Source organism: Pantoea sp. EKM20T, from assembly GCF_011800485.1.
Classification (GTDB): domain Bacteria; phylum Pseudomonadota; class Gammaproteobacteria; order Enterobacterales; family Enterobacteriaceae; genus Pantoea; species Pantoea agglomerans.
Window position 1 is genome coordinate 181,673 of sequence record NZ_JAALFW010000004.1, and the last position, 24,233, is coordinate 205,905.

Below are 24,233 nucleotides of genomic sequence, written 5' to 3' on the forward strand. Positions count from 1 at the left end.
TAAAAAAATGTTTGAGGGATTTACTCATACACAAATCAGACTTTCTGAAGCAGTGCTAAATGTTCGCTATGGAGGTAATGGTCCTCCGGTTTTGCTGTTGCATGGACACCCCCGCACCCACGTAACCTGGTCAAAGGTGGCCCCGCAACTTGCCGAATCTTTTACCGTGGTTTGTCCCGATTTAAGGGGATTTGGCCGCTCATCTAAACCTGCAGATGAGCCCAATCATGCTGGTTCTTCTAAGCGAGCTAAAGCGAAAGATTGTATTGAGTTGATGAGCCAGTTAGGTTTTGATCAATTCGCGCTTGTGGGACATGACAGAGGTAGTTATACAGCATATAGGGCCGCACTTGATTACCCTGAGCGAATTACACGACTTGCTGTACTGGATTGTATACCCATACTTGAAGCGCTCAACCGATGTAACGAGAAGTTTGCCCGACAGTGGTATCACTGGTTCTTCTTCGCTCAGCCTGAAAAACCCGAAATGGCAATTTTAGCCGATCCGGACAAGTGGTATGGAGGCCAGCCCGAAACAATGGGGAATGATGAATACATTGAATTCAGACGAGCTATACACGATCCGGAGACTGTACATGGGATGATCGAGGATTATCGTGCCGGTCTTACTATAGACAAAGAGCATGAGCTTTATGATCGTCGGAATGGGCGATTGATTGAATGCCCGACGCTCTGTTTATGGTCAAAATATGATGATCTGGAAGATATTTACGGCGACCTATTGGGCATCTGGAAATCCTGGGCACCGCATGTTCGGGGTAAAGCGATAGCCAGCGGTCACCATATGGCTGAAGAAGCACCAGAAGAAGTTACCACTGAGCTCCGGCATTTTTTGTTGCATGAGAATCCTTAACTGGCCGGTGCGCAGTAACATAACATCCCATTCTCCACCACAGAGAACGAATCGTTGTTCCTGCATTGTCATGTTATGGTTAAAACTCTTCAACAACATGAGGATAGCAACATGATTGTCAGAACATGGCACGGATGCGTACCGGTCAGGCACGCCGAAGGTTTTGCAACTCACTTGCAGAAGACTGGTGTTGAACATTCAGAAGCGACGCCAGGGAATCTGGGAGCCTATGTACGCAGAGAAACGCAGGGCGAATGGGAACATTTCTTCCTTGCGACGTACTGGGAAGATTTAGAAGCCATCAAAGCCTTTGCAGGCGACCAGTATAAGATTGCCGTTACCTATCCGGATGATGAACAATATGAGTTGTTATCAGATCCCTACGTTTTTCAACATCAGGTCCAGACTGTAATCCCATTATAAGTATTTGCCTGCCGCCGCCAGAAGGCGGCCAATCTCTCACCTGTGTTAGTCCGCTGACTCAGCATTAAATTTTACCAGGCGAAAAGCATGACTTTTAACACAAGGTTTAGATAAAGCCTTTTAATTGTAGATTGATCGATCTACAATCAATCGTCAGCACAGGAGAACCTTATGAAAGCATCAGCAGGCAGACCCAGAGAATTCGATCCAGAGACCTTCCTCAACACCGCACTTGAATGCTTCTGGCAGACGGGATATCAGGCAACATCTATGGCTGACCTAATGAAAGCATCGGGTCTGGCAAGTGCCAGCATCTATAAACTTTATCCCGATAAGCGCGCTATCTACCTGGCTGCTTTGCAGAGATACATGGATGAAGGCATTTCAAGGACAGTGAAACGAAATGCAGAAATGTCGCCAGAAGCTGCCTTGCGAGAAACGCTCGAATTTGTGGCTCAGTTATCATCTGCTCCTGCCGGAGAGAAAGGGTGCTTTACTATTGCGGCAGCCAGTGAACTTTTACCCGGAGACGAAGAGGTTAAAGGCAAAGTTTCCTTTAAATTTAACCGTTTAATTAACGAGTTAGAGAATATCTTAAAAAGAGGCCAGGATCAGCGGGTATTTCGCCAGGATGAAGATGCGCGAGTAATGGCTCACAGCATTTTCATGATGATGGAAGGTATGCGGATATATGGAAAACTCCAGCCAGAGATTGGAGATCTGAGAAAAAGTAATGACTTCATTGTCAGAACGATACTTTCAGACAACCATGACGTAACCGGCAATAGTGCGGTTAAGGCATCCGCATGATTGAAGTGGGCACCATTGTTCGGCGAAAAAAAAGAAGAAGAATAATGGTGGTAATTGAATATTCAGATGGCATGGCATTGTGCGGCTGGGTCGATAAAGGACGTTTTTTCAAAAGAAGTTTTCCACTGTCTGAATTAAAAATAGGCGTGCCTTATTCAAATTTCTGGTCACTCACCTAAATCACTGCACCTTTAAAGACATCGGGTTCAAATAAATATAATTAGCATAACCGGCTGCCCTTAATTCGCCGTGCTTTTGTGAGTCAACAGACTCAGGATGGTTATCACTCAGCGATCACCGGACATCATCATTGCCCGGTAATCGGCTGATTTACATCGGTGCTACCGCCTCAGCTTATTTTTGAGACTGCTGATTTTGCTCAGCCTCTTTCTGTTTTTTCTTCGCCATATGATGACCGACTGCGCAGCCCGCTGCGGCACCGGCCACACCATGATGAGCAACATGACCTGCGACGCCGCCTACTGCGGCTCCCTTAAGACAGCCCTGGGCATTAGCCTGTAAATTCACCGACAAAAACAGTCCGGTAGCAATAACGATAACTGATAATTTTTTCATCACTTAATATCCTGATAGTTAGTTATAGTTGCAGGTTGAACCCGACAGAGCATAGCCGCACTCTGGGGTGTTTCGCTGGCCGGGATACAGGAATCACGACATTAGTTACCTGTCGTTACGCTTTCCAGAGGGAATGTAAGTATTTAATGCCATACCCGTGAGCCAGATACTTTCCGGCTCGTTAAGCGGCAGCCAGAGATTAGCACTGAGAAGATTAATAGGGGGAGTGTAAACAGAGGGTTTTTCGACGACGACGAAAAAACAGCGCCTCCACCGGGAAGCGCTGCTGCAGATCAGAAGGACATTGTCAGCCCGGCGTAATATGCGCGTCCCGGTTCGTTATAGGTTGATGCACCATCAGCTTCGCGATATAGCTGCTTATCCAGCAGGTTATTAATCCCGGCATTGGCACGCAGATTTTTGGTGATGTCATAATTAAAATTGACCCCAAATACTGAATAAGCGCCGACTTCGCGATTCGACATTGAATTGCTTTCTGTGCGGGATTCCGCATACTGGCGTGGTTTCTGACGGCCATACATCGTCCAGTTCAGATTAGTGGAGAAATCCTGCGTCACCTGCCAGTCCAGCATCGTATTGATCGTGTATTCAGGAATAATCGACAGCGGATTGCCGGTCTTTTTATCCTTCGACTCGATCATATAAGTTGCGTTAGTCCGCCACTCCAGCTCGTCACTGACCAGCGGGATAGTGAAATTGCCTTCCAGACCTTCCACTACCGCTTTGCCGCCGTTACTCCATTGCAGGATATTGTTACCATTAGAGGCGTAACCCAGCACCTCCGTCCCGGAGACGATTTTGTTTTTATAGTCATTGCGGAACCAGGTGATACCCGCAACATAGCCATCCTGGCTGAACTCGATACCCAGCTCTTTATTGATGCTGACTTCAGGATCGAGATTTTCATTGCCCAGCAGATAGCAACTGCCACGGGTAACGTTGATCGGACAGCCATTTCCCCGCGTCGCCAGTAAATAGCCTTCGCTGGACTGATAAAGGTTAGGGGCTTTAAACGCACGGGCGATACCCGCTTTCAGGGTAAAACTTTCTCCCAGAGCCTGAGAAATATTGAGCGACGGACTCCAGTTCGCACCAAAGGTGTCGTGATAATCAAAACGCAGACCGGGGATCACTTCAGTGCTATCGGTCGCAGCAATATTATCTTCAAAATAGAGTGAGCTCAGCGTTGCGCTGTTTTTACTGTTGCGGCTGCCCGCATCACCACTGACACCGTCGATGGATACGCCAGGCGCACTGGTGCCGTTCATTGAATTTGGATCGTTCAGCTCATCACGGTTCCACTCGGCTCCCAGCGTAACGGTCTGTTCACGCAGCAGTTCCAGCGGGAAGCTGACTTCGCCTCCTGCCCGGTAACTTTCAAAGCGACTGGTTGAGAACGTGTTGCTGTTGATCCGGCCTTCACCCGCACCCGCCGTGCCTTCATTCAGGCGGGTGTTATTGGTTTTTTCATAGTTAAAGGTGAGCTTAGATTGTCCCCAGTCCCAGATGCCATTATGCGCAAGGCCCCAGGTCTGACGATACAGACGGTTGGTTTCTGAACCATCGAGAGATTCGATCAAGGCATTACCGGCACCGTTGCTGTACTGGGTATCACCGGTATAAATGTTGCCCTGACGGCTGTATCCGTAGCTGAAATCCAGCACCTGTAATGGCGTGATCTTCCACGACAGCACGCTGTTGATGTCTTTATTGCGAACGCCTTCGCGACCGGCGGCGCCGGAGCCATTGTGCGACTGGTTAATGTCGAAAGCATCGCTGTCGGTTTTGTTGATGTTGCCATAGAGCCGCATGGTCAGAGCATCGCCCGCCAGCGGACCACTCAGGTTAAAGTTAGCGCGGCGGGTTGCGCCTTCTTTATCATCTTCCGGCTGGTTAGTGTAGAGCGACAGCGATCCGCTCCAGTCATTGGTCGGGCGTTTGGTAATGATATTAACTACGCCACCGGCCGCGCCGGAACCGTAACGCGCTGCCGCCGGTCCACGAATCACTTCAATCCGCTCAACCATTTCTGGTGGTACCCAGTTTGAGTCACCGCGGGAATCGCGCTCGCCGCGCCAGCTATAACGCACCGAATTGCGCGAGGTGGTCGGCACACCATCGATCAGAATCAGCGTATTTTCCGGCCCCATGCCGCGAATATCGATCTGACGATTGTTGCCGCGTACGCCGTTGGCGCTGTTGCCGGTAAGGTTAACGCCTGGCATTTTACGGATAATGTCGGAAAGGTCGTTGACCGGCGGGTTTTTCTCAATGTCCTGCGAGGTGATCACCGAAACGCCAGGCTGCTGTTTCAGCTCCTGTTCAGCGGTGACCAGCATCGTCTCATCATCAGCCAGCTTTTCTGTCTCTTCCTGATTAGCGCCGTTAGCAGAGGTACTCAATAAACCGGCCAGCAGTAGCGCAACAGGGCGCTTATGGACACGCATGGTTACATTCACTTAGAAAATCTCCCTGAAGTATTAAGGCATGTAAGCAAATGCGTATGATAATGATAATAGTTATCATTGTATATCGCGGTAAGCCACCTTTACATTCCTTAACAATGGGCTATTTATTCGCCATAACCGTGACCAGAAGGGAGAAGTGACGTTAGTTTTACTTGTTGGTCATCACCCGAAAACTTCCTCAGATTTCATCAGAACGCGTCTTTATGACTCCAGACTTATTAGGTCTGGAGTCATAGATAAACAATGGATAGAATGGCCCGCTCTTCATGTCTAACAGGTATAAATGTGACCCCAGATCTGACACAGATCCCTGCGCGTTCAGCCCACGTAGGCCGCCATGTATTGCTCTGGCTGGAGCAGGTTAAAAAGGCTTCACTTAGTGAGCTGGATAATTTTGGCGATGAAGGCACGGTGGAGCAGGTAATGAAGGTCTGGGTAAAACTCTCGCTGCTGATCAGCCGGCGTCGTCCTGAGATCGCCATCTCCTCATTGCTGAAACATGTCCTGCCGAACATCGGTTCGCAGCCACTCAAAACGCTGAACCGCTTACGCCTTAACCGGCTCTATAACATTCTGATCGCCGACGGTAAAAAAGAGGAGGCGCGGCGGGTGTTCGCGCTGACCAAACAATTTCTTGCCTGGGCCGAGATGCAGGGCTATCTCGATCATTCACCCATCGCTTCAATGAAAAAGCGTGATGTCGCGGGTCGCGCTACGCCGCCGCGCAGTCGGCAACTTACCGATGCAGAAATCTGGGTGTTCTGGCACGGGCTGGATAACTGGGCACTCTCGGAACAGGCGCGCTGGGCGCTGCGTTTATGCCTGGTCAGCGCCCGGCGGCCGGATGAAATTGTGCAGGCGCAGAAAGCGGAGTTCGATCTGCAATTAGGATTGTGGATGCAGGGTACGCGCAATAAATCGCAGCGGGAGCATGTGCTGCCCATTTCACCGCTGATGCGTCAGTGCATCGAAGCGTTGCTGCGCGCCGCCGAACCAGCCTCACCCTGGCTGGTGCCCGCGCCACGCGATCCGCAACAGCCGCTGTCAAAAGGCGCGCTGAATCAGGCACTTCGCCGGATGATCCGCGCTCCCCGTGGGCTGGGACTGGAGGCGTTTACCCCGCGCGATCTGCGCAGGACTGCACGTTCAAAACTCTCAGCGCTCGACACGCCTAATGACGTCGCCCGAAAAATCATGAACCATGCGCTGGAAGGAATCGATCGGGTCTATGACACCCATGACTATCTGAGCCAGATGCGCAGCGCCATGACTATCTTTTCGGACGCGGTTGAGCAGATTATTGAATGCGAAAGCTACCATCTGCTGCGTCATCGCTATGATGGCGAAACCCTCACGCTGGACGATCTCTCGCTCATGGCGATGTCACGCTAACGCTTATATCGGCAACTGTCAGAAGTGGTAGCGCAGCCAGGCAAAATAGACGTTACCGTTGTTATGGGTGCCGGGAATATAGGTCATCTGGAAATCGAGATCGCCATAGCCGACAGAGGCCAGCGGCAATAGCGCTGGCACCGGAATATAATCCCAGTTGTGCCGTGCGGTAAAGCCCGCCGTGTAACCCGCGCCCCAGTGAAAATTCTGGTCGGCCAGCGGACGCCAGGTTGCCACCCAGCCATAGCCACCAAAGGGTTCCCATTTATTAAAGGAGTCCTTAAACGCCATTAAGTAGATGCCGTTCCAGTTCCCTTTTTCATCGTAGCGGGAGATACCTCCGCCCGCGCCCCAGGGTCTTTCATTATATTTATTGATGTGTTCACGATCGTAAGTGGCACGGTTGTGCCAGGTAATCGCGGGCAGATAAAAGTCGTAACCTTCAGGCTGCTGCCAGGTTGTGGCGACTTTATCACTGAAATTATCCCAGCCCGCACTCACGGTCTCCACAAGTGTGGCGGAGTGGGCTGAAAAAACACTGAAAACGGTGGTCGTTATCAGCGCTTTAAGCATTGAAATTTTGCGCACGTACGAATTCCTGCAATATCTGGTGTTAAATAAGGTGATAAAAGATTTAAGACGGATATTGTGGCATCAGGAGTGACAACTACAGTTCAATGAACGGCCATTACAGGATTTTATCTTTATCAAAAAATGATGCAGCAGCCCTGCTTCTCCGACAAGTCAGCGGGCGCGCTGACCCCATAAACGCCTCCTTGCCTTTATTACCCTCCAGCCGCCTTTCACGCGCAGACAATTTCCTGAAAAAATTCGTATTGTTTGCTAACAAAATCTTGCAATGATAATCGCAATGCGTATATTTCTCATTTTTTTTAGAAGTTCATCACACCCGCGCGCAGGCGCTCAGGGAAAGGTTTCTGGTTCCTCAAACCATAAGCAGGGCAGCGATGTCCGCAGGAAGCATGGTCGTGACAGTGGCAGCATAAAAACATAAAGATAATTGAGGAATTAATGAACGCTTTCGATCTTCAACACCCCAGGGCAACGGACACTTCTGCTCTGCAACGTCCATTCCGCTTCTCCTTGCTGGCTGTCATCGTCGCCTCGTCGCTGGCGCATAACGCTGCTCATGCCGCAGAGACCGGCGCACCCGCTGCCAGCGATAACCAGACTATGACGGTCAGCGCGTCAGCCGATGATGCCGTAGCCGCTTCGCCCGCCACTGATTACAGCGTACCGGTTACCCGTGCGGGCACTAAAATGCTGGGCACCGTACGTGATGTCCCGCAGTCAGTCAGCATCGTCAGTAAGCAGCGTATGGCCGATCAGCAACTCCAGTCACTGAATGATGTGCTCGCAAATACCACCGGTATTCGCGGTATCAGTGGTGATATGGATCGCACCAACTACTATGCGCGCGGCTTTATGATCGACAACTACATGGTCGATGGTATCCCTACTGCCTTTGCCGCTCGCTGGAACCTGGGCGATGCGCAGACCGATATGGCAATGTATGAGCGCGTTGAAGTGGTGCGCGGAGCGACCGGTCTGTTAACCGGACCGGGCAATCCATCAGCTGCCATCAATATGGTGCGCAAACACGCCGACAGCAAAGAGTTCGGCGGCACCGTCTCCGCCAGTTACGGCAGCTGGAATAAGCAGCGTTACGTGGCCGATCTCTCTGCTCCGCTCAGTGACTCCGGCAATGTTCGTGGCCGGCTGATCGCGGGCTGGCAGGATAACAACAGCTTCATAGAGCGCTACGGCGCCAAAAAACAGTTTATCTATGGCGTGGTTGACGCTGACCTGACCGACTCTGCCACGCTTTCGGTCGGCTATGAATTCAGCCAGGTCAATACGGATTCCACCATGTGGGGTGGCGCGCCGCGCTGGTACACAGACGGCACGCAGATACATACCCGACGCGGCTACAACACCGCACCTGACTGGGCCTACAACGATAAAGAGAACCGTAAAGTCTTTGTGAACCTGAAACAGGACTTCGATAACGGCTGGAACATCACGCTGAACGGCGCGCACAACGAGATGCGCCTCGACAGTAAGCAGATCTATCTTGATGGCTATTTCGATCGTAACACCGGGGCGGGCGTCTCTTCGTATGCCAACTATCCGGTGGTAGGCGGGACCGGTTACAACACCGGTAAACGTAAAGTGGATGCCGTTGATGCCTTCGCCAGCGGTCCTTATGAACTGCTGGGTCGTCAGCATGAGCTGATGGTCGGCGTCAATTACACCCGCCAGGATAACAAGTACTTCAGTACCTTTGAGAATATCTCATCGGAGTCGCTGGGCAACTACAACGAGTTTAACGGTCAGTATCCGGAATCGGCCTGGACGCCGCGTCTGCCAGCAAGCGATACCCAACTGGTTCGCCAGAAATCGACTTATATGGCGACCCGTCTGTCGCTCGCCGATCCGCTGCACCTGATTATCGGTGCTCGTTACACTAACTGGAACCGTGAAACGCCAGGCGGTGAAATGGAAGAAAATAACACCACCCCTTACGGCGGATTGATTTATGACTTCGCTGAAAACTGGTCGGCTTACGCCAGCTATACCTCGGTGTTCCAGCCACAGGACTATCGCGATGCCAGCGGCGCTTTCCTGTCGCCCGTTATCGGCAAAAACTACGAGGCAGGCCTGAAATCTGACTGGATGGATAGTCGCTTCACCACCTCGATTTCGGTGTTCCGCACCGAGCTGAATAATGTCGGTGAAGCAACCACTCAGACGGTTCAGGGGTCAGGTGATGTCGCGTACATTGGCCGTAAAGGCGTGGTGAGTCGTGGCGTGGAGTTTGAAGTCAACGGCGCATTAACCGACAACTGGCAGATGACCCTGGGCGGCACGCGCTACATTGCGGAAAACCGCGATGGCAGCACCTTTAACCCGCAACTGCCGCAGACCAGCTTTAACCTGTTCAGCAGCTATCGCCTGCCGACGTTGCAGCAGCTGACGCTGGGTGGCGGTGTGAACTGGCAGACACATATCTGGAATGATGTCGGTGGCCCGGAAGGCAATGGCACCTGGCGTGCCCGTCAGGGCAGCTATGCGCTGGTTGATCTCTTCGCCCGTTATCAGGTGAACAAAAATCTGTCGCTGCAGGGCAACCTCAATAACCTGTTCGACAAAGAGTATGACACTAACGTGGCCAGCTCCGTAGTCTACGGCGAACCGCGTAATTTCTCAGTGACTGCCAGCTACACCTTCTGATTTGTGTCGTTGTAAAGCCTGTGAAAAACGCCTCACTTGAGGCGTTTTTCATCCCCTCCTAAATCTGTACTCAGGTAAACCGCAGTGCCAGGTTAAAACCTTCTGAAGACTCCACCACAATCGCCTCGGGCTGCTCATGAAAGGCAATTTCACCCGTCACCAGCGCGCGTTTCACCAGGTCGAGATCTTCCGTCTCAAAACCCAGCGCAACCATGCGGGCGCTGCCATCATAGTCTTCCGGCAGCGGGCCAAATCGCTGCTGCGCATAGTCTGCCGAAGCAAAACGAACCGTGGCAGCACCCGCGCGCAGGACAAAGGCGCCTTCGGGACAGGCGAGCACCTTAGCGGCCCCAAACAGGCGGCTATAGACCAGCGCTGAAAGCGCCGGATCCTGCGCGACAATCACAAACTCACTGATATTACGCACGCCATTGGGGTGACGCTGCCATGCCGGCTGCCATACCGCTTCGGGCGTCAGATGCTGGCAAAAAAAGCTGCGGCCATTGGGTACCAGCGAAGGGCGAATCCGTACGGTCCTAAAGTGCGCTTCACTCACCGAACCGTCGGGCAGGGTAACCGGACGATGAAAAGCCGCTGGCGGATCGCCATCCAGATCCTGCCGTTGCAGATGCTGAAACTCACTCTCTGCATCGCTGCTTTTCCACACCAGACCGCTCAATCCCAGCGGCGATTGCCAGAGATCGGCGCGCTGGCTCCCTTTGCCCGTCTCATAGCCCAGCAGTTCCAGGTAGTTCTCACCAAAAATAGCCAGGTGATTACTCGATCCCAGCGAGTGATGACCCCGTTCAGTGAGCTGAAAGCCGAGCCTTCGGAAGCGCGCGCTGGCGCTGTCGAGCTGGTCGGCCACATTAATCACAGCATGATCAAGAATCGGTTGTGGAACCTGAACTGACATAGCAGCACTCCTTTTTTTCGTCATTTCGCCGCCACAATCTGCAACGCGCGTGGCACCAGCTGCGTGAAGTAGTCCACCGCCGGGCCAATCAACGCTTCATCAGGATCGAAGGCGGCGTGATGCAGACCAAATTCGCTGGCACTGCCGATGCTGACAAACGCCCCCGGCACCTGCTGCAGATAGAAGGCAAAATCTTCTCCTCCCATTTGCGGCGACTCAGCGTGCTCCGCGAGATAGCCACTCTGTTGGGCAACGTCCAGCGCAACATCCACCCAGCCTGGCGTATTAATCAGGGCCGGCGGTCCTTCAGTCCACTCCAGTTCGGCGGTCGCACCAAACCCGGCGGCAATACCCTGAATCAGGGATCGCATGCGGTGCGGGATCTGCGCCCGGATTTCGGTGTTGTGGGTGCGCACGGTGCCCTCCAGCTCAACGCTTTGTGGCAGCACATTCCAGGTATTACCGGCGGTAAAGCGCGTCACGCTCAGCACCACCGTTTCCAGCGAGCTGAATACCCGGCTCGGCAGGGTCTGCAGAGCCGTTACGATATGGCTGGCAATCACAATCGAATCGATGCCCTCCTGCGGTCGTGCGGCATGGGCGCCTTTGCCCTCAATGCGGATAACAAAGCGGTCTACGTTGGCATAAAACGCACCCGCCCGGCTACGTAGTGTGCCCAGCGGCAGGTCGGGCGCGTTGTGCAGGCCAAATATCGCCTGAACGCCTTCCAGCGCACCGGCATCAATCAGCTGACGTGCGCCATTAAAGGTCTCTTCAGCGGGCTGAAACAGAATCCGTACCCGGCCTTGCAGTGCGTCTTCCTGCTGTTTCAGCCGTAACGCCACGCCGAGCATCACGGCGCTGTGAACGTCATGACCACAGGCGTGCATCACGCCCGGCTGCTGTGATCGCCACGGGCGTTCGGTGGTTTCTTCAATCGGTAACGCATCGATATCCGCGCGCAGGGCGATCAGGGGTTCGCCATGACCGATTTCTGCCACGACGCCGGTTTTCAGCCCCAGCGGCAACAGCCGGATCCCGGCCTGCTCCAGCCAGCGGGTAATACGTTCCGTGGTGGCAAATTCATGATTCGAAAGTTCCGGATGCTGATGCAGTTCGCGACGCCACTGCACCAGTTGGTCGGTTAAAGGCAAAGTCATGATTATCCCTGTTGTTCCGGCAGAAAAGGTTCGCCCAGCGTCAGCATCAGGCGATTAGCCCAGGCAAAAAAGGCGGTTGATTGAATCAGGTCGAGCAGGGCGAGCGTATCCAGACCCTGTTCACGCAGTGCAGAGAGCTGCGACTGTGTCGGCTGGACAGGGGTCAGCGACAGCGCTGCTGAGAATGCGATGATCGCCTGCCAGCGCGCGGTGTGTCCGTGAGATAACACCGCGCCGGGTGCAACATTCAGCAGCTTCTGTACCGCTTCATCCTGCTTTGAGAGCTGGCTGGCTTTACGCGCATGGACTGAGGCGCAGTAAATGCAGCCGTTGACCTTACTTACCACGGTGGCAGCCAGTTCGCGCTCGGCGCGTGGCAGCCCTCCTGCGGTATAAAAAATGCCTTTATCGGTCAGGGTGCGCTGCTCCAGCAACGGCAGATTGCGCGCCAGCAGGCGAAAATAGTCGGAGTCGGTGTGACCGAATTTTGCCAGTGTCGCCTGCTCTTCCTCGCTGAATTCCGTCAGCGGCTTTGCCGGCAGCCATGGCTCCCAGCCGAGTTCCTGTTGCGTAAACGCGGTCAGGGCAGTTTTGCCGCTGGCGGTATGTAAGGCCTCGTGCCAGTGACCGGCGACTACCGGGGCAACCTCACCCGACGCCTCATCGCCCTGTAAGCTGCGCAGACCCGTCAGCAACCGGCTCTGAAAACTGACAAACGCCACCAGCTGTGCCAGTGTGACAATGCCGCGCAGGCTCCAGCCCGACTGTTTTAAAGCCTCCAGATGCGCGGGAGCAGCAGTAACCGGCTCAAAGGTCAGGCGATGGGCAAAAGCCTGTGCCGCGTTGATCCGATCACTCCCGGCCAGACTCTCCTGTGGCTGGTAGTGCGCCTGCAGGCCGGGTTGTGCATGCCAGCCGGCAACCTGTGCGGCCAGCAGACGGCGCTCCGACAGCGGAAAATCTTCATCACCCTGGCTAAACAACAGGGTGTAGCTACCCTGAGCATGTTGTGTGGCGGCGTGACGTGTCTGGCGCGCATGGGCCAGTTCGGAATCGGGATTGATATCTGCCAGTGTGGCGATCAAATCGTCAGGTTGATTCATGAAATTCTCCTGTGAGGTTCGCCAGCGGCACGAAGCGCGGGCGCAAGATGTTGGGCAATCAGTTCAATCGAGCGCAGCGTGTCGGCATGCGAAGGCTCAACCGAATGCACCTGAAATGAGATGTCGGTGACGCGCGCCAGTGTGCTGTCCTGCGCCAGCGAGTGCTGCACCTGATCGATGCCGCCAACATGGGCATCAAACTGCGCCAGCAGGTCATCAAAGCGTTCACCGCGTAATTCGCCACGATACTGCGCAGCCTGCTGACGAATTCCCGGTTCAGCTACCTGACGGGCATAGCGGTCAGAATCGGCCACGAATGCGGTACGGGAGGCGAGGATGCGCGGAGGGGATCCCGCTGGAAGTGCCGCAAGATAGGCATCGATCAGCGGATTCTGCAATGCATCCAGCGGCAGCTCAGACTGGCCCGCCGGGCGCGGCTGGGTGCGGGACAGCATCAGGCCATGGCCGCCCTGAGCGGCACGGATTGCGCCCTCAACCGAGAAGGTGGCGATCCACACCCGTCCGGCAAGCTGCGGCGCGGCGGGATAGAGATGATTATCAGGATGCCCCAGTGAATCCCCGCGCCAGGCGCTGAGCAGCGTATGCAGATGGTCGGCAAAAGCGGCACCGCGCTCGGTAAAGGTCAGACCAAACGGCAAAAACGAATCCGGCGTGCCACCGGAGCCCAGCCCGATCTCCAGCCGCCCATCTGCCAGCAGATCCAGTACTGCGGCATCTTCAGCCACCCGCAGCGCATTTTCCATCGGCAGGGTGATGATGGCGGTGCCGAGCCGGATGGTGCGGGTCTGCGCGGCGACATGCGCCAGGAAGAGCAGCGGCGACGGCAGACCACCCTCATCCTGATGAAAATGGTGCTGAGCAATCCACGCATTATCAAATCCGCAGCGTTCGGCATGCTGGATCTGTTCGGTGGCCAGCTGGTAGCGCTGTTTCGCCGGCACCTTATCCAGCAGCCGGGTAAAAAATCCGAGACGTCGGCTCATGCTGACTCCTTGTGGGTTAAGGGAATAAGCGGAGGAATGGCAGCCATTAATTCCCGGGTATAAGGATGCTGTGGCGCACTGAAAATCGTGACAACGTCACCTTGCTCTGCGACCTCGCCCGCTTTTAACACCGTGACGCTGTCGGCAATCTGCCGCACCGTCGCCAGGTCGTGCGTGATAAACAGATAGGTCAGACCCAGTTCGGCCTGGAGCTGCTGCAACAGGTCGAGGATTTGCGCCTGCACCGTGACATCCAGCGCCGAGGTCGCCTCATCCAGTACCAGAATCTCCGGCTTGCAGATCAGTGCCCGCGCAAGCGCCACACGCTGCCGCTGTCCGCCGGAAAGTTCGTGAGGATGACGTGACAGAAGAGAGAGCGGCAGCGCCACCCGCGTGGTCATCCCTTCTACGCGCTCACGGCGCTGACTGCGGCTCAGTCGCTCAAAATTACGCAGTGGCTCTTCAATAATTGCATATAGCGTCTGACGCGGATTGAGCGAGGCAAATGGGTTCTGATAGACAAACTGGATCTTCCGCCGCAGCTGACGCAGCGCCTCGCCGCGTAATCCGTTGACCACGATGCCATCCAGCGTCACCTCGCCGCTGTCGGCGGTTTCAAAACCCATAACGATGCGCGCCAGCGTGGTTTTGCCTGAGCCGGATTCGCCTACCAGTGCATGCGTAGTGCCGCGCGCCACCTGAAAGCTGACCTGGTTCAGCGCCTGCAAACGCTGCTGTTTGCCCAGCGAAAAGCTTTTCATCACGCCGGTTGCCCGGATGGCGGGGGCAGAAAAACGGGCGGTTGCAGATTTAACTCTGGCGGGTCGCTGTAGTGCCGCATCATTCAGTAACTGACGGGTATAAGGATGAGCAGGCGCGCTGATAACCTGTTCAGTGCGGCCCGATTCCTGAATCTCGCCGTGACGAAACACGATAATACGATCTGCGCGTTGCGCCGCCAGCGCCAGGTCGTGGGTGACAAACAGCACGGCGGTGCGGGATTCCTGCCGCAGGTTGTCCAGCAGATCGAGAATGCGCTTTTGCACCGTGACATCCAGCGCGCTGGTCGGCTCATCCGCAATAATGATCTCCGGCTGCAGGGCGAGAGCAATGGCGATCAATACCCGCTGCTTCATGCCACCCGACAGCTGATGCGGATACTGCTTAACCCGCTGTTCCGGATGGCTAAGGCCGACGCGATTCAGCAGGTCAACCACCCGCTGCTGGCGCTGCGCTGACGGTAATTTCAGGTGCAGTCGCAGGATCTCTTCCACCTGTTCGCCGACCGTTTTCACCGGATTCAGGGAATTACCGGGATCCTGCGGTACCAGACTGATGCGCGCACCGCGTAGGGTATCGAAACGCTTTTGCGACCACTGGCTGATATCCACGCCGTTGAGCAGGATTTCGCCCCCTTCGCGGCGGCCATTTTCCGCCATCAGACCCATTATCGCCTGTGCGGTAGTGGTTTTACCGGAGCCGGACTCCCCGACCAGCGCCACCATCTCACCGGGCTGCAGCTCGAAGCTGACGTTATGTACCACCGGCTGCCAACGGTTGCCGCTGTGATAGCTTAGCGTCAGATTATTGACCGCGAGTAACGGCTGAGCGCTCATCGGCGTCCTCCAGAAAGTTGCTGGCTGATGCGGTTGGCTGCGAGCACCACAGCGACCACCACCACACCAGGAAAAGTGGTCAGCCACCAGGCGGTAGCCAGATAATTACGCCCTTCAGCGATTAACAGACCCCATTCCGGCACCGGCGGTGGGGTGCCGTAGCCGAGGAAGCTCAGAGTCGACAGCGCCAGAATCGCCTGACCAAATTGCAGGGCGGCATAGGCGATCACCGGCGTCAGCGCATTGGGCAGAATGTGACGCCACAGCACGCTGAAAAAGCGGCCGCCGCTGCCGTAAGCCGCTTCGACATACTCGCTGTGACGGATGCGCACCACTTCGGCGCGTGCCAGTCGGGCGAAGCTGGCGATGGAGGCGATGCCCACTGCTAATGCGGCATTCAGGGTGCCGAAGCCGAGTAAAATCAGCACGCTCAGAGAGAGCAGCAGCGCCGGAATCGCCAGCAGGACATCCACTGCGCGCATCACAATTGATTCAGTTTTGCCACCGATAGACCCTGCCACCAGACCCAGCGCGGTACCTGCCAGCAGTCCGATCGCCACCGCCATGACGGCGGCGGAGAGCGAATGGGACGCGCCGTAAACGATGCGGGCAAAGAGATCGCGGCCGAGCTGATCGGTGCCGAGCCAGTGTCCGGCCTGCGGTGCGAGTCGCTGTGCACCCGCAACGCCTTCAATCGGGCTGGCCTGGGTAAAGAGGGCCGGGAACAGGGCCGCCAGTACGGCCAGCAGCATGACTGAAACGGCAAGCCACAGGCCCGGCGAAAACTGTAAAGTGCGCCTCTTTGCCGCCACGGGTTGCCGCGCGGCAGCGTAATCAACCAGACTCATGTTGCACCTCGTAACAGCTGTAAGCGCGGGTCAAACAGCGGCATCAGCAGATCCACCAGCAGGTTGATCACCACAAAACCCAGCGCGGAGATCATCACTACCGCCTGCAACACCGCCACATCCTGATTGTTCACCGCCTGCTGCGTCAGCTGACCGAGACCGCCCAGGCCAAACACCGTTTCGGTGATCAGCGCACCGGCAATCAGTTCTCCCAGCAGCAGGCCCGCCACGGTGAGCACCGGCAGCATGGCGTTGCGCAGGATGTGCCGCCACAGCACAGAGTGCTCGCTGGCTCCTTTGGCGCGCGCCACCGCCACAAAAGGCCGGGTTGAAACCTCATCGATGCTGCGCAACAGAATCTGAGCCAGCGGCGCAGAGATCGGAACGGCGACCGTAATAATGGGCAGAATCAGTCCCTGCCACGGTGAGGGATTGATTACCGGGATCCAGCGCAGCTGGAATGAGAAGAGCTGAATCAGGGCTATGCCGAGCCAGAAGGTCGGCACTGAGATAAACAGCGCGGGCAGTGACTGCAGCAGATTACGCAGGCGGCGCAGGGCAGGCAGCCGCGACAGTGTCGCCAGCACGAATGCCAGCAGTGTCGCCAGCAAAAAGCCGCACAGGGCCAGTCGCAGCGTGCCAGGCAGATTGCTGGTCAGCAGTTCACTGACCGGCACGCCCGCCTGCACCGAATAGCCGAAGTCGCCGTGCAGCATCGCCACCAGCGTGTGCAGATATTGCTGCCACAGCGGGCTGTCCGCGCCATAGGCCTGACGCATCTCAGCAATCTGCTGCGGACTCAGGCCGAGATCCGGATTCTGAAATTTGATCAGGACCGCATCGCCTGGCAGCACCTGCTGCAGCACAAACGACAGGGTAAACGCGGCCCACAGGACCAATACACCCAGGCCAGCGCGTTGCAGCAGATAATGACGCATCCTCACCTCCGGTTACTGTTTTTCCAGCCAGGCGCCATAGAGTGCCGGACGGCCCACCGCTTCAAAACTGACCCCTTTCAGCCAGGGCGCACCGGCATAGACCTGCGGCTCTTCGAAGATCGGAATCACATAGGCCTGGTCCAGCAGATAACGCTGAACGTCACCGGTCAGCTGTAAACGTTTTGCCGGGTCAACTTCAGCGGAGATGGCTACCAGCAGCAGGTTCAGCTTGTCATCGCGGAAGTTTTTCACTTTGTCGCTGGAGCCGCCTTTCTGCAGCAGGTTGTCGCGGTTAGCCGGGTAGAAGCTGCTTTTGATCACGTCGGGATCGGCGCGGCCGACTTCGGTGACGTTCAGCGGGGTCTTTAGGGGGTCGAGGTTATCCAGCGTTTTGCTGCCGGCATCGCCCGCTTTAACGCTGAGGGCGACGCCCGCCTGGCGCCACTGCTGCGCCACCAGTTGCAGCACCTCTTTGTTTTGCGGTTGCGGCAGTGATTCATAAACGGTTAACGCCAGCCGCTGGCCTGCTTTTTCACGGATACCATCGGAACCCGGTTGCCAGCCCGCCTGGTCCAGCAATGCCTTCGCTTTTGTCAGATCAAAAGTGAGTTTGTCCGCCAGATTGACGTAGCCGGCGGCGGTGGTGGCCACGACCGAGGTTGCCTGCGGATAGTTCGGCGAGAAGAGCGTCTCAACCACCTGTTTGGCATTGGTGGCGTGCAGCAGCGCCTGACGCACCCGGATATCGCTGACCAGCGGATTATCCGGACGGAAGCTGAGGCTGTCGTTTACGCCACGGGTCGGCGCGGCATAAACCGGGAAGTTCTGATCTTTAGCCTGCTTCTCATCGTAGGCCTGCACCTGACGGATCAGGCCTGCCTGGCCCGCCAGCAGTGCACCGATACGCACGCTGTCTTCCGGCGTCACGATCACTTTTATCGCATCCAGATTGGCCGGACCTTGCTGCTGAATGTTTTTCGGTCCCCACTGATAATCTTTACGTGCCACCAGATCCACTTCCCGACCGAGCTTCTCATCACTGACCACAAACGGGCCGGAGCCGATGATGTGACGGGCATCGCCCAGCTGATCGAAACTGCGCGCCAGGGTACTCAGCGAGACCAGGCCAGAGCCAATGGTGGCGGTGCCCTGCAAAAATCCGGGTGAGGGCTTTTTAAAATAGAATTTCACCGTCAGCGGGTCGATCACCTCGCTGCGTTCATAGTTATTAATCACTTCCGATACCGGCAGGCGCAGCGCTTTATTTCCCAGCCCGTAGGTATCAAAGTTTTTCGCCACCGCATTCGCATCTAATGGTGTGCCATCGGAAAAAGTTACCCCAGGCCGTAATTTAAAGGTGTATTCGGTTTTGTCGGCATTAGTGGTCCAGCTTTCCGCAATCCAGGGTTCAACCTGCAGCGTTTCGGGATTCTGCCAGGTTAATTTATCGGTGATCTGATTGAGAATGCCGCCATTAGGGTAAAAGCCACCGGCAGGTGGATAGAGGTTGGTATGTGCCTGCTGTTCAAGATAAATCAGCGTACCGCCTTTGACCGGTGCAGCCACCGCGTTAAAGGTCAGAGTCCCGGCAAGTAAAGTAAAAACCAGCGTTTGTGCGCGTGGTTTAAGGGGAAATAACGTCTTCATGGTGAATTCCTTTGTTATCAATTGCCTCAGCAGGCGGAATCATCATCGAATGACGCAACACACAGATAAAGTAACGATTTGGTCAAAGCTTATCTGAAAAAAATAAATGCGGGATTGGGTGGGATGTAACCTCTATTTCAGTTGCAGGATGGCAAATAAATTTCTGCCATCCTGCTGGGTTATATTTTATCAACGGCACACAGCGGATTCATAAGGGTCCGCTATTCCGTGCACAATTTCCGCTGGCCTGCACGCAGAAAAGCGCTGACCAGAACCAGCCACAGCAGACCGCAGATCAGGTTCACCACACTGAAGCCGCCGGTGCCGTAACTAAAATAGGCGGTTTTGGCTGCTTCAATGCCCAGCGCAATAATCAGAATACTCACCATGCCGAGCATCGCCGCCACGCTGCCTTTTCCGGCGCTGCTGGAAAAAAGCGTCATGCGATAGAGTCCGGCGCTGACCAGCCCGGCGCCGAAGCCGTAGAGGCTAATTCCGGCAGTCAGCCACAGATAGCTTTGCGGATTTAGCACGGTAGCGGTTACTGCGATTGCCAGCCCGCAGACCACCGGCCAGGCCCCGAGCCGTAACGGCTGTTCAATGGGCAGACGGCTGGATAAGCGTCCCAGCGTCAGGTTGCCCGCAATCATGGCGGCGAAGACCGGCAGCTGTAATAACGCATAGTCGATGCGGCTGAGTCCCGCATCGTGGATTAATATCACCGGCGACAACGCGACCCATGCTATGCAGGGCACAGTGACCAGTCCGATGGCCAGCGAGCCACGCATCACCTGACGATCCTTCAGCAACGCCGCGTAACCGCTGATAATCGATCGCAGCGACAGCGGTTTCTGCCGGTCGCCTGCGGTTTCGGGCATCGCATACCACAGACCCGCCAGCGCCAGCGCCGCGACAGCGCCAATCAGCCAGAACAGGGTGCGCCATTCACCTACGGTAAGAAAAGCCGCGCCCGCCAGCGGACCGGCCAGCGGGGCCAGCAGGGCGACGTTGGCCATCAGCGCCATCATTTTGATGCTGAGCGATTCCGTAAACGCCTCCTGCACCGCCGCGTAGCCTACCGCGCCAATAAAACAGAGGCTGACGCCCTGCAGAAAACGCAGCAGGACGAACTGCTCAATGCTTTGCACCCAGTGCGTCGCCACACACGAGAGCATAAAAAAGGCCACGCCGCTAAGTAGCACCGGACGCCGCCCGATACGGTCAGAGAGGGGGCCAAGCAGCCATTGCAGCATAATGCCACCGGCCAGATAGGCGGTGAGCGAAGTAGAGACCCACTCCGGCCCGACCTTAAATTCCTGAGTCACCAGCAGCATGCCGGGCTGGATCATGTCGTGAGCGATATAGGTAGCGAACTCAAACAACACCAGCGACAGCGGGAAGATCAGATGTCGTCGGGTCAGTTGCGCGATCGGTTCGAAAGAAACCATTACGGATACCTGCGATAAAGCCATTAAAAAAGCGGCCACCAGGGTGACCGCATAATTTCAGCGTGACGGTGTAACGCTTATCGCCAGCGGGCGATCGGGTTATTCAGCGTTCCGGCGAACTTGAGGTTCTCAGCGGGATCGGCGAGGTTTATCATCTGCTGGTTATTCGCCAGCTGCAGGCGGTTCAGACAGGAGCGGGTAAACTCCGGCGCGAACATGTCATAGCGCGCGAACTTAGTGGCATGCTCCGGGTGCGCCTGCTGGTAATCCTTCACGCACTGCGCCACCGCCTGCCAGAACTCTTCCTCCGGCAGCGTTCCTGACTGATGCAGAATCGCGCTGATAAAGCGGAAGATGCAGTCAAACACATCGGTGAAGATCGAGAGCAGCTTCAGGTTCTCCGGCACATCCACCGCCAGACGCTGCACGCCTTCCGGCAGCACCGCATCCGGATTCATCACGGCGATCTCTTCGCCGATATCCTTCATGTATGCACTGACCGGCACGTTGTTCTCCAGCAGCATGATGAGGTTTTCACCGTGCGGCATAAACACCAGGTCATGCTGATAGAAGCAGTGCAGCAGCGGGCTGAGATAGCAGGTCAGGTAGCGTTCTATCCACTGCTTCGCGGGCAAACCAGAATCCGCTATCAGCGCTGGCAGCAGTGCCTGCTGATGGTGATCGACGTGCAGGAAAGAGGCCATGGTCATCAGACGCTGGCCGGGCTGCAGGCTGGCCGCAGGATTATCCCGCCACAGCGCAGCGAACATCTTTTTATAGGCGGAGTCGCCTTTGATCGCCTGCTCATAGTAGCGGTTGTGATAGCCGACCGCCGCGACTTCGCGCAGGATGCGGAAATCACAGCGATTCAGCCACGCATCGCCAGCAACCAGTTGTTCCAGCCAGCCGTTTATCGCAGGCGTTGTCGCCATATAGTAGGGGGACAGTCCGCGCATAAAGCCCATGTTCAGCACCGACAGGGCGGTTTTCACGTAGCGCTTCGTGGGCTGGCTGCGGTTAAAGAAGGTGCGGATCGACTGCTGCGCCTGGTAAGCATCGTCTCCGGTGCCGAGATAAACAATATCGTGACTGGCGATGTCCGCCGCAAATACGGTCAGCAGTTTGTTCTGCCACTGCCACGGATGCACCGGCATCAGGATATACTCCTCAACCGCCAGCCCTTTATTCACCAGTTGCGCAGTAAACTGCTTCAGGGTGGTGTCGCCCAGTTCATCACGCATCAGTTGCTCATAGCTCAGCTCGCTGAGGCTGGAGAAATGGGCGTTGCGGCGATGAACCGCGACCCAGATGAGGTGAACGGGCGCGGCGGCCTCGGGCGCATACGCCAGATAATCATGGGCATCGAAGCCAATACGCCCGTTGTTGGCAACAAAGCAGGGATGGCCTTCGGTCATCGCCGCTTCCACCGTCTGGAAATCGGCTGAGACCAGCGCCTGGCTGTCAGGATTATTCTTCTGCAGCTTATAAACGCTGCTGCACAGCGTGCTGCTGATCTCTTCCATGTAGGTCGCCAGCAGTGCCTGTGTAATACAGATCTCCCCGTTAAACTCCACGATAAACTTCAGCGCATCCAGCGGCAGATCACGACCGTTCTCCTGCTTGCGTAGTGAGCCGTCGTCGATTTCCCAGTGATCCAGCGCCAGCCGCGACGCCCGGAAATGGTAGCTCGCTTCACCGCCTGGCACCGCAAGCTGATAGCTGCCGTCGCCCGACTCCTGTGGCGTAATGATTTTCTCATGCGCGAACTCGGCAATCGCTTTACGGATCAGCATGCGGTTTGCCTGCGCCCATTGGTCGCCCGTCAGATGTGTACCGTTCATCAGCGAAGAGGGGGTGTTCATAGTCTGCGACTCCTGCAGTAACGCGTGTTGATAATCTTCCCGCTGGCAAAAGGCCAGCCAGGCGGTTTTATGACCCATGTCGATGGTGTGCTGATAGCGGAACCCGGCACGCTTATTCAGCACGTGAATCTTCTCATTGCGCACATCTGGCTCTACCACCACGCGGCGCACCTCGGGGCGGCTGAACATGTAGTCCATCACCAGCGTGAAGACCTGCCAGCTGAAGGCTCTGATCGGCTGGCTGGCGGGGGCAATCAGAATATGCATGCCATAATCATCGGGTGCGGCAGGATAAAATTTGCCGACCTCGTCGTCGCAGGCGCGATAGCACTCAATCAGGCAGACCGGCTGGTCGTTGCAGCAGCCAATCAGCGCAGCATGGGGATCGGCAGCGGTCAGTGTCTGATAGAACTCAGCGACCTGATTCAGGCTCTGCTGCTGCATACCCCAGAAGCGGGCGTAATCGCGGGTGACCCAGCTATGAATCAGCGGCGCATCGCTGGCGAGCATGGGCCTCAGGGTGAACTGGCCTGCGGGGCGGGCTGCGCTGAACAGTGTTTGTGAACTCATCTCAGTGCTCCGATTTAGCCGGGAAGGTCTGGAAGGCAATCTGACGCTCGATCGGGTAGACCTCGCGTCCGGTCAGTTCGCGCAGCAGCACCGAGTTGCGGTAACAGGCCATGCCGAGATCCGGCGTAACAAAACCGTGGGTGTGCAGTTCGGCGTTCTGCACGAAGATCTGATTGTGATAATCGATGCTGTAGTTGCGCTGCACGTCGTAGCGGCCTTTGTCATCCCAGCGCAGGCGGGCGTTGATGCCCTCTAAAAACATCGGTGGCTGGTAGTGATAGCCGGTCGCCATCACCAGTCCTTCGGTGCGACGGGTGAAGGTGCAATCCTGCTCCTCCTGATGCAGCGTCAGCTCGAACTCTCCCTGTGGCAGCCAGCGCATAGCGGTCAGCGCCGAGTGAGTAAACAGGTTAACGTTCAGATCGCCGTCGAGCTGTTTGACATACATCAGGTCATAAATGTCGTTAATCAGGCTGCTGTTGATGCCTTTGTAGAGATTCTTGTGGCGCGCATTCAGTTCGTCGCGGGTGCTGGCGGGCAGCGCGTGGAAATAGTCGACCCACTCCGGCGAAGTCATCTCCAGCGTGAGCTTGGTGTACTCCAGCGGATAGAAGCGCGGCGCGCGGGTGATCCAGTTGAGCTGATAGCCAAAGCGGTCGATATCGGTCAGCAGGTCGTAGTAGATTTCTGCCGCGCTCTGGCCGCTGCCCAGCACGGTGATGGAACGCTTCTGCTGCAGTTCCGCTTTGTTGACCAGATAGTGGCTTGAGTGCGTCAGGCGCTGGCGGTGCGGCTGGCTGCACTCCGGCATCCAGGCTTTAGGCCCGGTGCCGAGGATCAGATGTCGTGCCAGATAGTTCTGTTTCTGACCATTCCGGGTGTCGGTCACCTGGAGTTGATAGACGCCAGCCGCCTCATCGTAGCTGACATACTCAACGTGGCTGTTCCAGCGCAGATTAGAGAGCCGTGAACTGGCCCACTGGCAGTACTGATTATACTCTTTGCGCATCAGGAAGAAGTCTTCACGGATATAAAAAGAGTATAATTTCCCCTTTTCTTTCATGTAGTTAAGCAGGCTGTAAGGGCTGGTCGGATCGGCGAGTGTCACCAGATCGGCCATAAACGGCGTCTGCAGATGGGCATTTTCCAGCATCATGCCGGTGTGCCAGTCAAAGCCTGGGTTCTCATCCAGGAAAAGACCGTTCAGTCCCTCAACCGGCTCACTCAGACAGGCCAGACTCAGGTTGAAAGGGCCGATACCGATACCAATAAAATCGTAAACGGAATTATTCATTTCAGAGC

The 24,233-nt window shown here is 55.8% G+C and carries 20 protein-coding genes; 6 read left to right on the forward strand and 14 right to left on the reverse strand.

The window, feature by feature from the left end:
- The first annotated feature begins 7 nt into the window (after positions 1-7).
- The 4 genes from HFD94_RS09170 (at position 8) to HFD94_RS09185 (ending at position 2,286) form a co-directional block, all read left to right on the forward strand.
- Positions 8-874 (forward strand): alpha/beta fold hydrolase, encoded by an 867-nt coding sequence (locus HFD94_RS09170; protein ID WP_122889401.1) that lies wholly within the window; start codon positions 8-10, stop codon positions 872-874.
- Positions 875-985: 111 nt separating this feature from the next.
- On the forward strand, positions 986-1,297 hold the full coding sequence (locus HFD94_RS09175) for an antibiotic biosynthesis monooxygenase (RefSeq protein ID WP_052270719.1): 312 nt from the start codon (positions 986-988) through the stop codon (positions 1,295-1,297).
- A 171-nt stretch (positions 1,298-1,468) separates the two neighbouring features.
- The gene (locus HFD94_RS09180; protein WP_010247041.1) at positions 1,469-2,107 is read left to right on the forward strand and encodes a TetR/AcrR family transcriptional regulator; all 639 of its coding nucleotides are present in this window, start codon (positions 1,469-1,471) and stop codon (positions 2,105-2,107) included.
- Entirely contained in the window at positions 2,104-2,286 is a 183-nt protein-coding gene (locus tag HFD94_RS09185) for a hypothetical protein (protein ID WP_122889400.1), read from the forward strand. Before HFD94_RS09180 ends, HFD94_RS09185 begins: the two co-directional genes overlap by 4 nt.
- A gap of 175 nt (positions 2,287-2,461) precedes the next feature.
- Here HFD94_RS09185 and HFD94_RS09190 read toward each other — a convergent pair whose 3' ends face one another.
- Both HFD94_RS09190 and HFD94_RS09195 read right to left on the reverse strand, forming a co-directional pair.
- Entirely contained in the window at positions 2,462-2,683 is a 222-nt protein-coding gene (locus HFD94_RS09190; RefSeq protein ID WP_010247042.1) for a hypothetical protein, read from the reverse strand.
- Positions 2,684-2,976: 293 nt separating this feature from the next.
- A complete protein-coding gene (locus tag HFD94_RS09195; protein ID WP_167433122.1) occupies positions 2,977-5,151 on the reverse strand; it encodes a TonB-dependent siderophore receptor in 2,175 nt (724 codons plus the stop codon).
- Positions 5,152-5,457: 306 nt separating this feature from the next.
- Between HFD94_RS09195 and HFD94_RS09200 the strand changes: the two genes are divergently transcribed.
- Positions 5,458-6,564 (forward strand): site-specific integrase, encoded by a 1,107-nt coding sequence (locus HFD94_RS09200; protein WP_122889398.1) that lies wholly within the window; start codon positions 5,458-5,460, stop codon positions 6,562-6,564.
- Positions 6,565-6,582: 18 nt separating this feature from the next.
- Here HFD94_RS09200 and pagP read toward each other — a convergent pair whose 3' ends face one another.
- Positions 6,583-7,152 (reverse strand): lipid IV(A) palmitoyltransferase PagP, encoded by a 570-nt coding sequence (gene pagP / locus HFD94_RS09205; RefSeq protein ID WP_033768928.1) that lies wholly within the window; start codon positions 7,150-7,152, stop codon positions 6,583-6,585.
- Between the two features lie 444 nt (positions 7,153-7,596).
- On the opposite strand from pagP, the gene fhuE reads away from it, so the two are divergent.
- On the forward strand, positions 7,597-9,819 hold the full coding sequence (fhuE, locus tag HFD94_RS09210; RefSeq protein ID WP_029519197.1) for a ferric-rhodotorulic acid/ferric-coprogen receptor FhuE: 2,223 nt from the start codon (positions 7,597-7,599) through the stop codon (positions 9,817-9,819).
- Positions 9,820-9,889: 70 nt separating this feature from the next.
- Here the strand turns inward: fhuE and HFD94_RS09215 are convergent, their stop codons facing one another.
- The 11 genes from HFD94_RS09215 to HFD94_RS09265 all read right to left on the reverse strand — a co-directional run bounded on the left by HFD94_RS09215 (position 9,890) and on the right by HFD94_RS09265 (position 24,225).
- A complete protein-coding gene (locus HFD94_RS09215; RefSeq protein WP_122889397.1) occupies positions 9,890-10,735 on the reverse strand; it encodes a VOC family protein in 846 nt (281 codons plus the stop codon).
- A 20-nt stretch (positions 10,736-10,755) separates the two neighbouring features.
- A complete protein-coding gene (locus HFD94_RS09220; RefSeq protein WP_089414757.1) occupies positions 10,756-11,895 on the reverse strand; it encodes an amidohydrolase in 1,140 nt (379 codons plus the stop codon).
- 2 nt (positions 11,896-11,897) lie between these two features.
- Positions 11,898-12,998, reverse strand: a complete 1,101-nt coding sequence (locus tag HFD94_RS09225; protein ID WP_167433054.1) for an alkylhydroperoxidase domain protein — start codon at positions 12,996-12,998, stop codon at positions 11,898-11,900.
- On the reverse strand, positions 12,995-14,002 hold the full coding sequence (locus HFD94_RS09230) for a putative FMN-dependent luciferase-like monooxygenase (RefSeq protein ID WP_167433055.1): 1,008 nt from the start codon (positions 14,000-14,002) through the stop codon (positions 12,995-12,997). Before HFD94_RS09230 ends, HFD94_RS09225 begins: the two co-directional genes overlap by 4 nt.
- Positions 13,999-15,618 (reverse strand): ABC transporter ATP-binding protein, encoded by a 1,620-nt coding sequence (locus HFD94_RS09235; RefSeq protein WP_122889395.1) that lies wholly within the window; start codon positions 15,616-15,618, stop codon positions 13,999-14,001. The genes HFD94_RS09230 and HFD94_RS09235 overlap by 4 nt, the downstream gene beginning before the upstream one ends.
- Positions 15,615-16,466: an ABC transporter permease gene (locus tag HFD94_RS09240; RefSeq protein ID WP_062758884.1), complete on the reverse strand. Its 852-nt coding sequence runs from the start codon at positions 16,464-16,466 to the stop codon at positions 15,615-15,617. Before HFD94_RS09240 ends, HFD94_RS09235 begins: the two co-directional genes overlap by 4 nt.
- Entirely contained in the window at positions 16,463-17,404 is a 942-nt protein-coding gene (locus HFD94_RS09245) for an ABC transporter permease (protein ID WP_122889394.1), read from the reverse strand. The genes HFD94_RS09240 and HFD94_RS09245 overlap by 4 nt, the downstream gene beginning before the upstream one ends.
- 12 nt (positions 17,405-17,416) lie before the next feature.
- On the reverse strand, positions 17,417-19,051 hold the full coding sequence (locus tag HFD94_RS09250; protein ID WP_010247057.1) for a TIGR04028 family ABC transporter substrate-binding protein: 1,635 nt from the start codon (positions 19,049-19,051) through the stop codon (positions 17,417-17,419).
- A 221-nt stretch (positions 19,052-19,272) separates the two neighbouring features.
- Positions 19,273-20,499 carry an MFS transporter gene (locus tag HFD94_RS09255; protein WP_122889393.1) on the reverse strand — a complete coding sequence of 409 codons (1,227 nt, stop codon included), beginning with the start codon at positions 20,497-20,499 and terminating at the stop codon, positions 19,273-19,275.
- Between the two features lie 77 nt (positions 20,500-20,576).
- Positions 20,577-22,931 carry a GNAT family N-acetyltransferase gene (locus tag HFD94_RS09260; protein WP_167433056.1) on the reverse strand — a complete coding sequence of 785 codons (2,355 nt, stop codon included), beginning with the start codon at positions 22,929-22,931 and terminating at the stop codon, positions 20,577-20,579.
- 1 nt (position 22,932) lies between these two features.
- Entirely contained in the window at positions 22,933-24,225 is a 1,293-nt protein-coding gene (locus tag HFD94_RS09265) for a lysine N(6)-hydroxylase/L-ornithine N(5)-oxygenase family protein (protein ID WP_010247061.1), read from the reverse strand.
- Positions 24,226-24,233 lie beyond the last annotated feature (8 nt).

Bases quoted from the DNA above. Each gene is read 5' to 3' on its own strand.
- HFD94_RS09255 (WP_122889393.1), bottom strand. From the start codon at position 20,499: ATGGTTTCTTTCGAACCGATCGCGCAACTGACCCGACGACATCTGATC.
- HFD94_RS09235 (WP_122889395.1), bottom strand. From the start codon at position 15,618: ATGAGCGCTCAGCCGTTACTCGCGGTCAATAATCTGACGCTAAGCTAT.
- HFD94_RS09260 (WP_167433056.1), bottom strand. From the start codon at position 22,931: ATGAGTTCACAAACACTGTTCAGCGCAGCCCGCCCCGCAGGCCAGTTC.
- HFD94_RS09180 (WP_010247041.1), top strand. From the start codon at position 1,469: ATGAAAGCATCAGCAGGCAGACCCAGAGAATTCGATCCAGAGACCTTC.
- HFD94_RS09240 (WP_062758884.1), bottom strand. From the start codon at position 16,466: ATGAGTCTGGTTGATTACGCTGCCGCGCGGCAACCCGTGGCGGCAAAG.
- HFD94_RS09225 (WP_167433054.1), bottom strand. From the start codon at position 12,998: ATGAATCAACCTGACGATTTGATCGCCACACTGGCAGATATCAATCCC.
- fhuE (WP_029519197.1), top strand. From the start codon at position 7,597: ATGAACGCTTTCGATCTTCAACACCCCAGGGCAACGGACACTTCTGCT.
- HFD94_RS09215 (WP_122889397.1), bottom strand. From the start codon at position 10,735: ATGTCAGTTCAGGTTCCACAACCGATTCTTGATCATGCTGTGATTAAT.
- HFD94_RS09265 (WP_010247061.1), bottom strand. From the start codon at position 24,225: ATGAATAATTCCGTTTACGATTTTATTGGTATCGGTATCGGCCCTTTC.
- HFD94_RS09175 (WP_052270719.1), top strand. From the start codon at position 986: ATGATTGTCAGAACATGGCACGGATGCGTACCGGTCAGGCACGCCGAA.
- HFD94_RS09220 (WP_089414757.1), bottom strand. From the start codon at position 11,895: ATGACTTTGCCTTTAACCGACCAACTGGTGCAGTGGCGTCGCGAACTG.
- HFD94_RS09250 (WP_010247057.1), bottom strand. From the start codon at position 19,051: ATGAAGACGTTATTTCCCCTTAAACCACGCGCACAAACGCTGGTTTTT.
- HFD94_RS09195 (WP_167433122.1), bottom strand. From the start codon at position 5,151: ATGCGTGTCCATAAGCGCCCTGTTGCGCTACTGCTGGCCGGTTTATTG.
- HFD94_RS09245 (WP_122889394.1), bottom strand. From the start codon at position 17,404: ATGCGTCATTATCTGCTGCAACGCGCTGGCCTGGGTGTATTGGTCCTG.
- HFD94_RS09185 (WP_122889400.1), top strand. From the start codon at position 2,104: ATGATTGAAGTGGGCACCATTGTTCGGCGAAAAAAAAGAAGAAGAATA.
- HFD94_RS09170 (WP_122889401.1), top strand. From the start codon at position 8: ATGTTTGAGGGATTTACTCATACACAAATCAGACTTTCTGAAGCAGTG.
- HFD94_RS09190 (WP_010247042.1), bottom strand. From the start codon at position 2,683: ATGAAAAAATTATCAGTTATCGTTATTGCTACCGGACTGTTTTTGTCG.
- HFD94_RS09230 (WP_167433055.1), bottom strand. From the start codon at position 14,002: ATGAGCCGACGTCTCGGATTTTTTACCCGGCTGCTGGATAAGGTGCCG.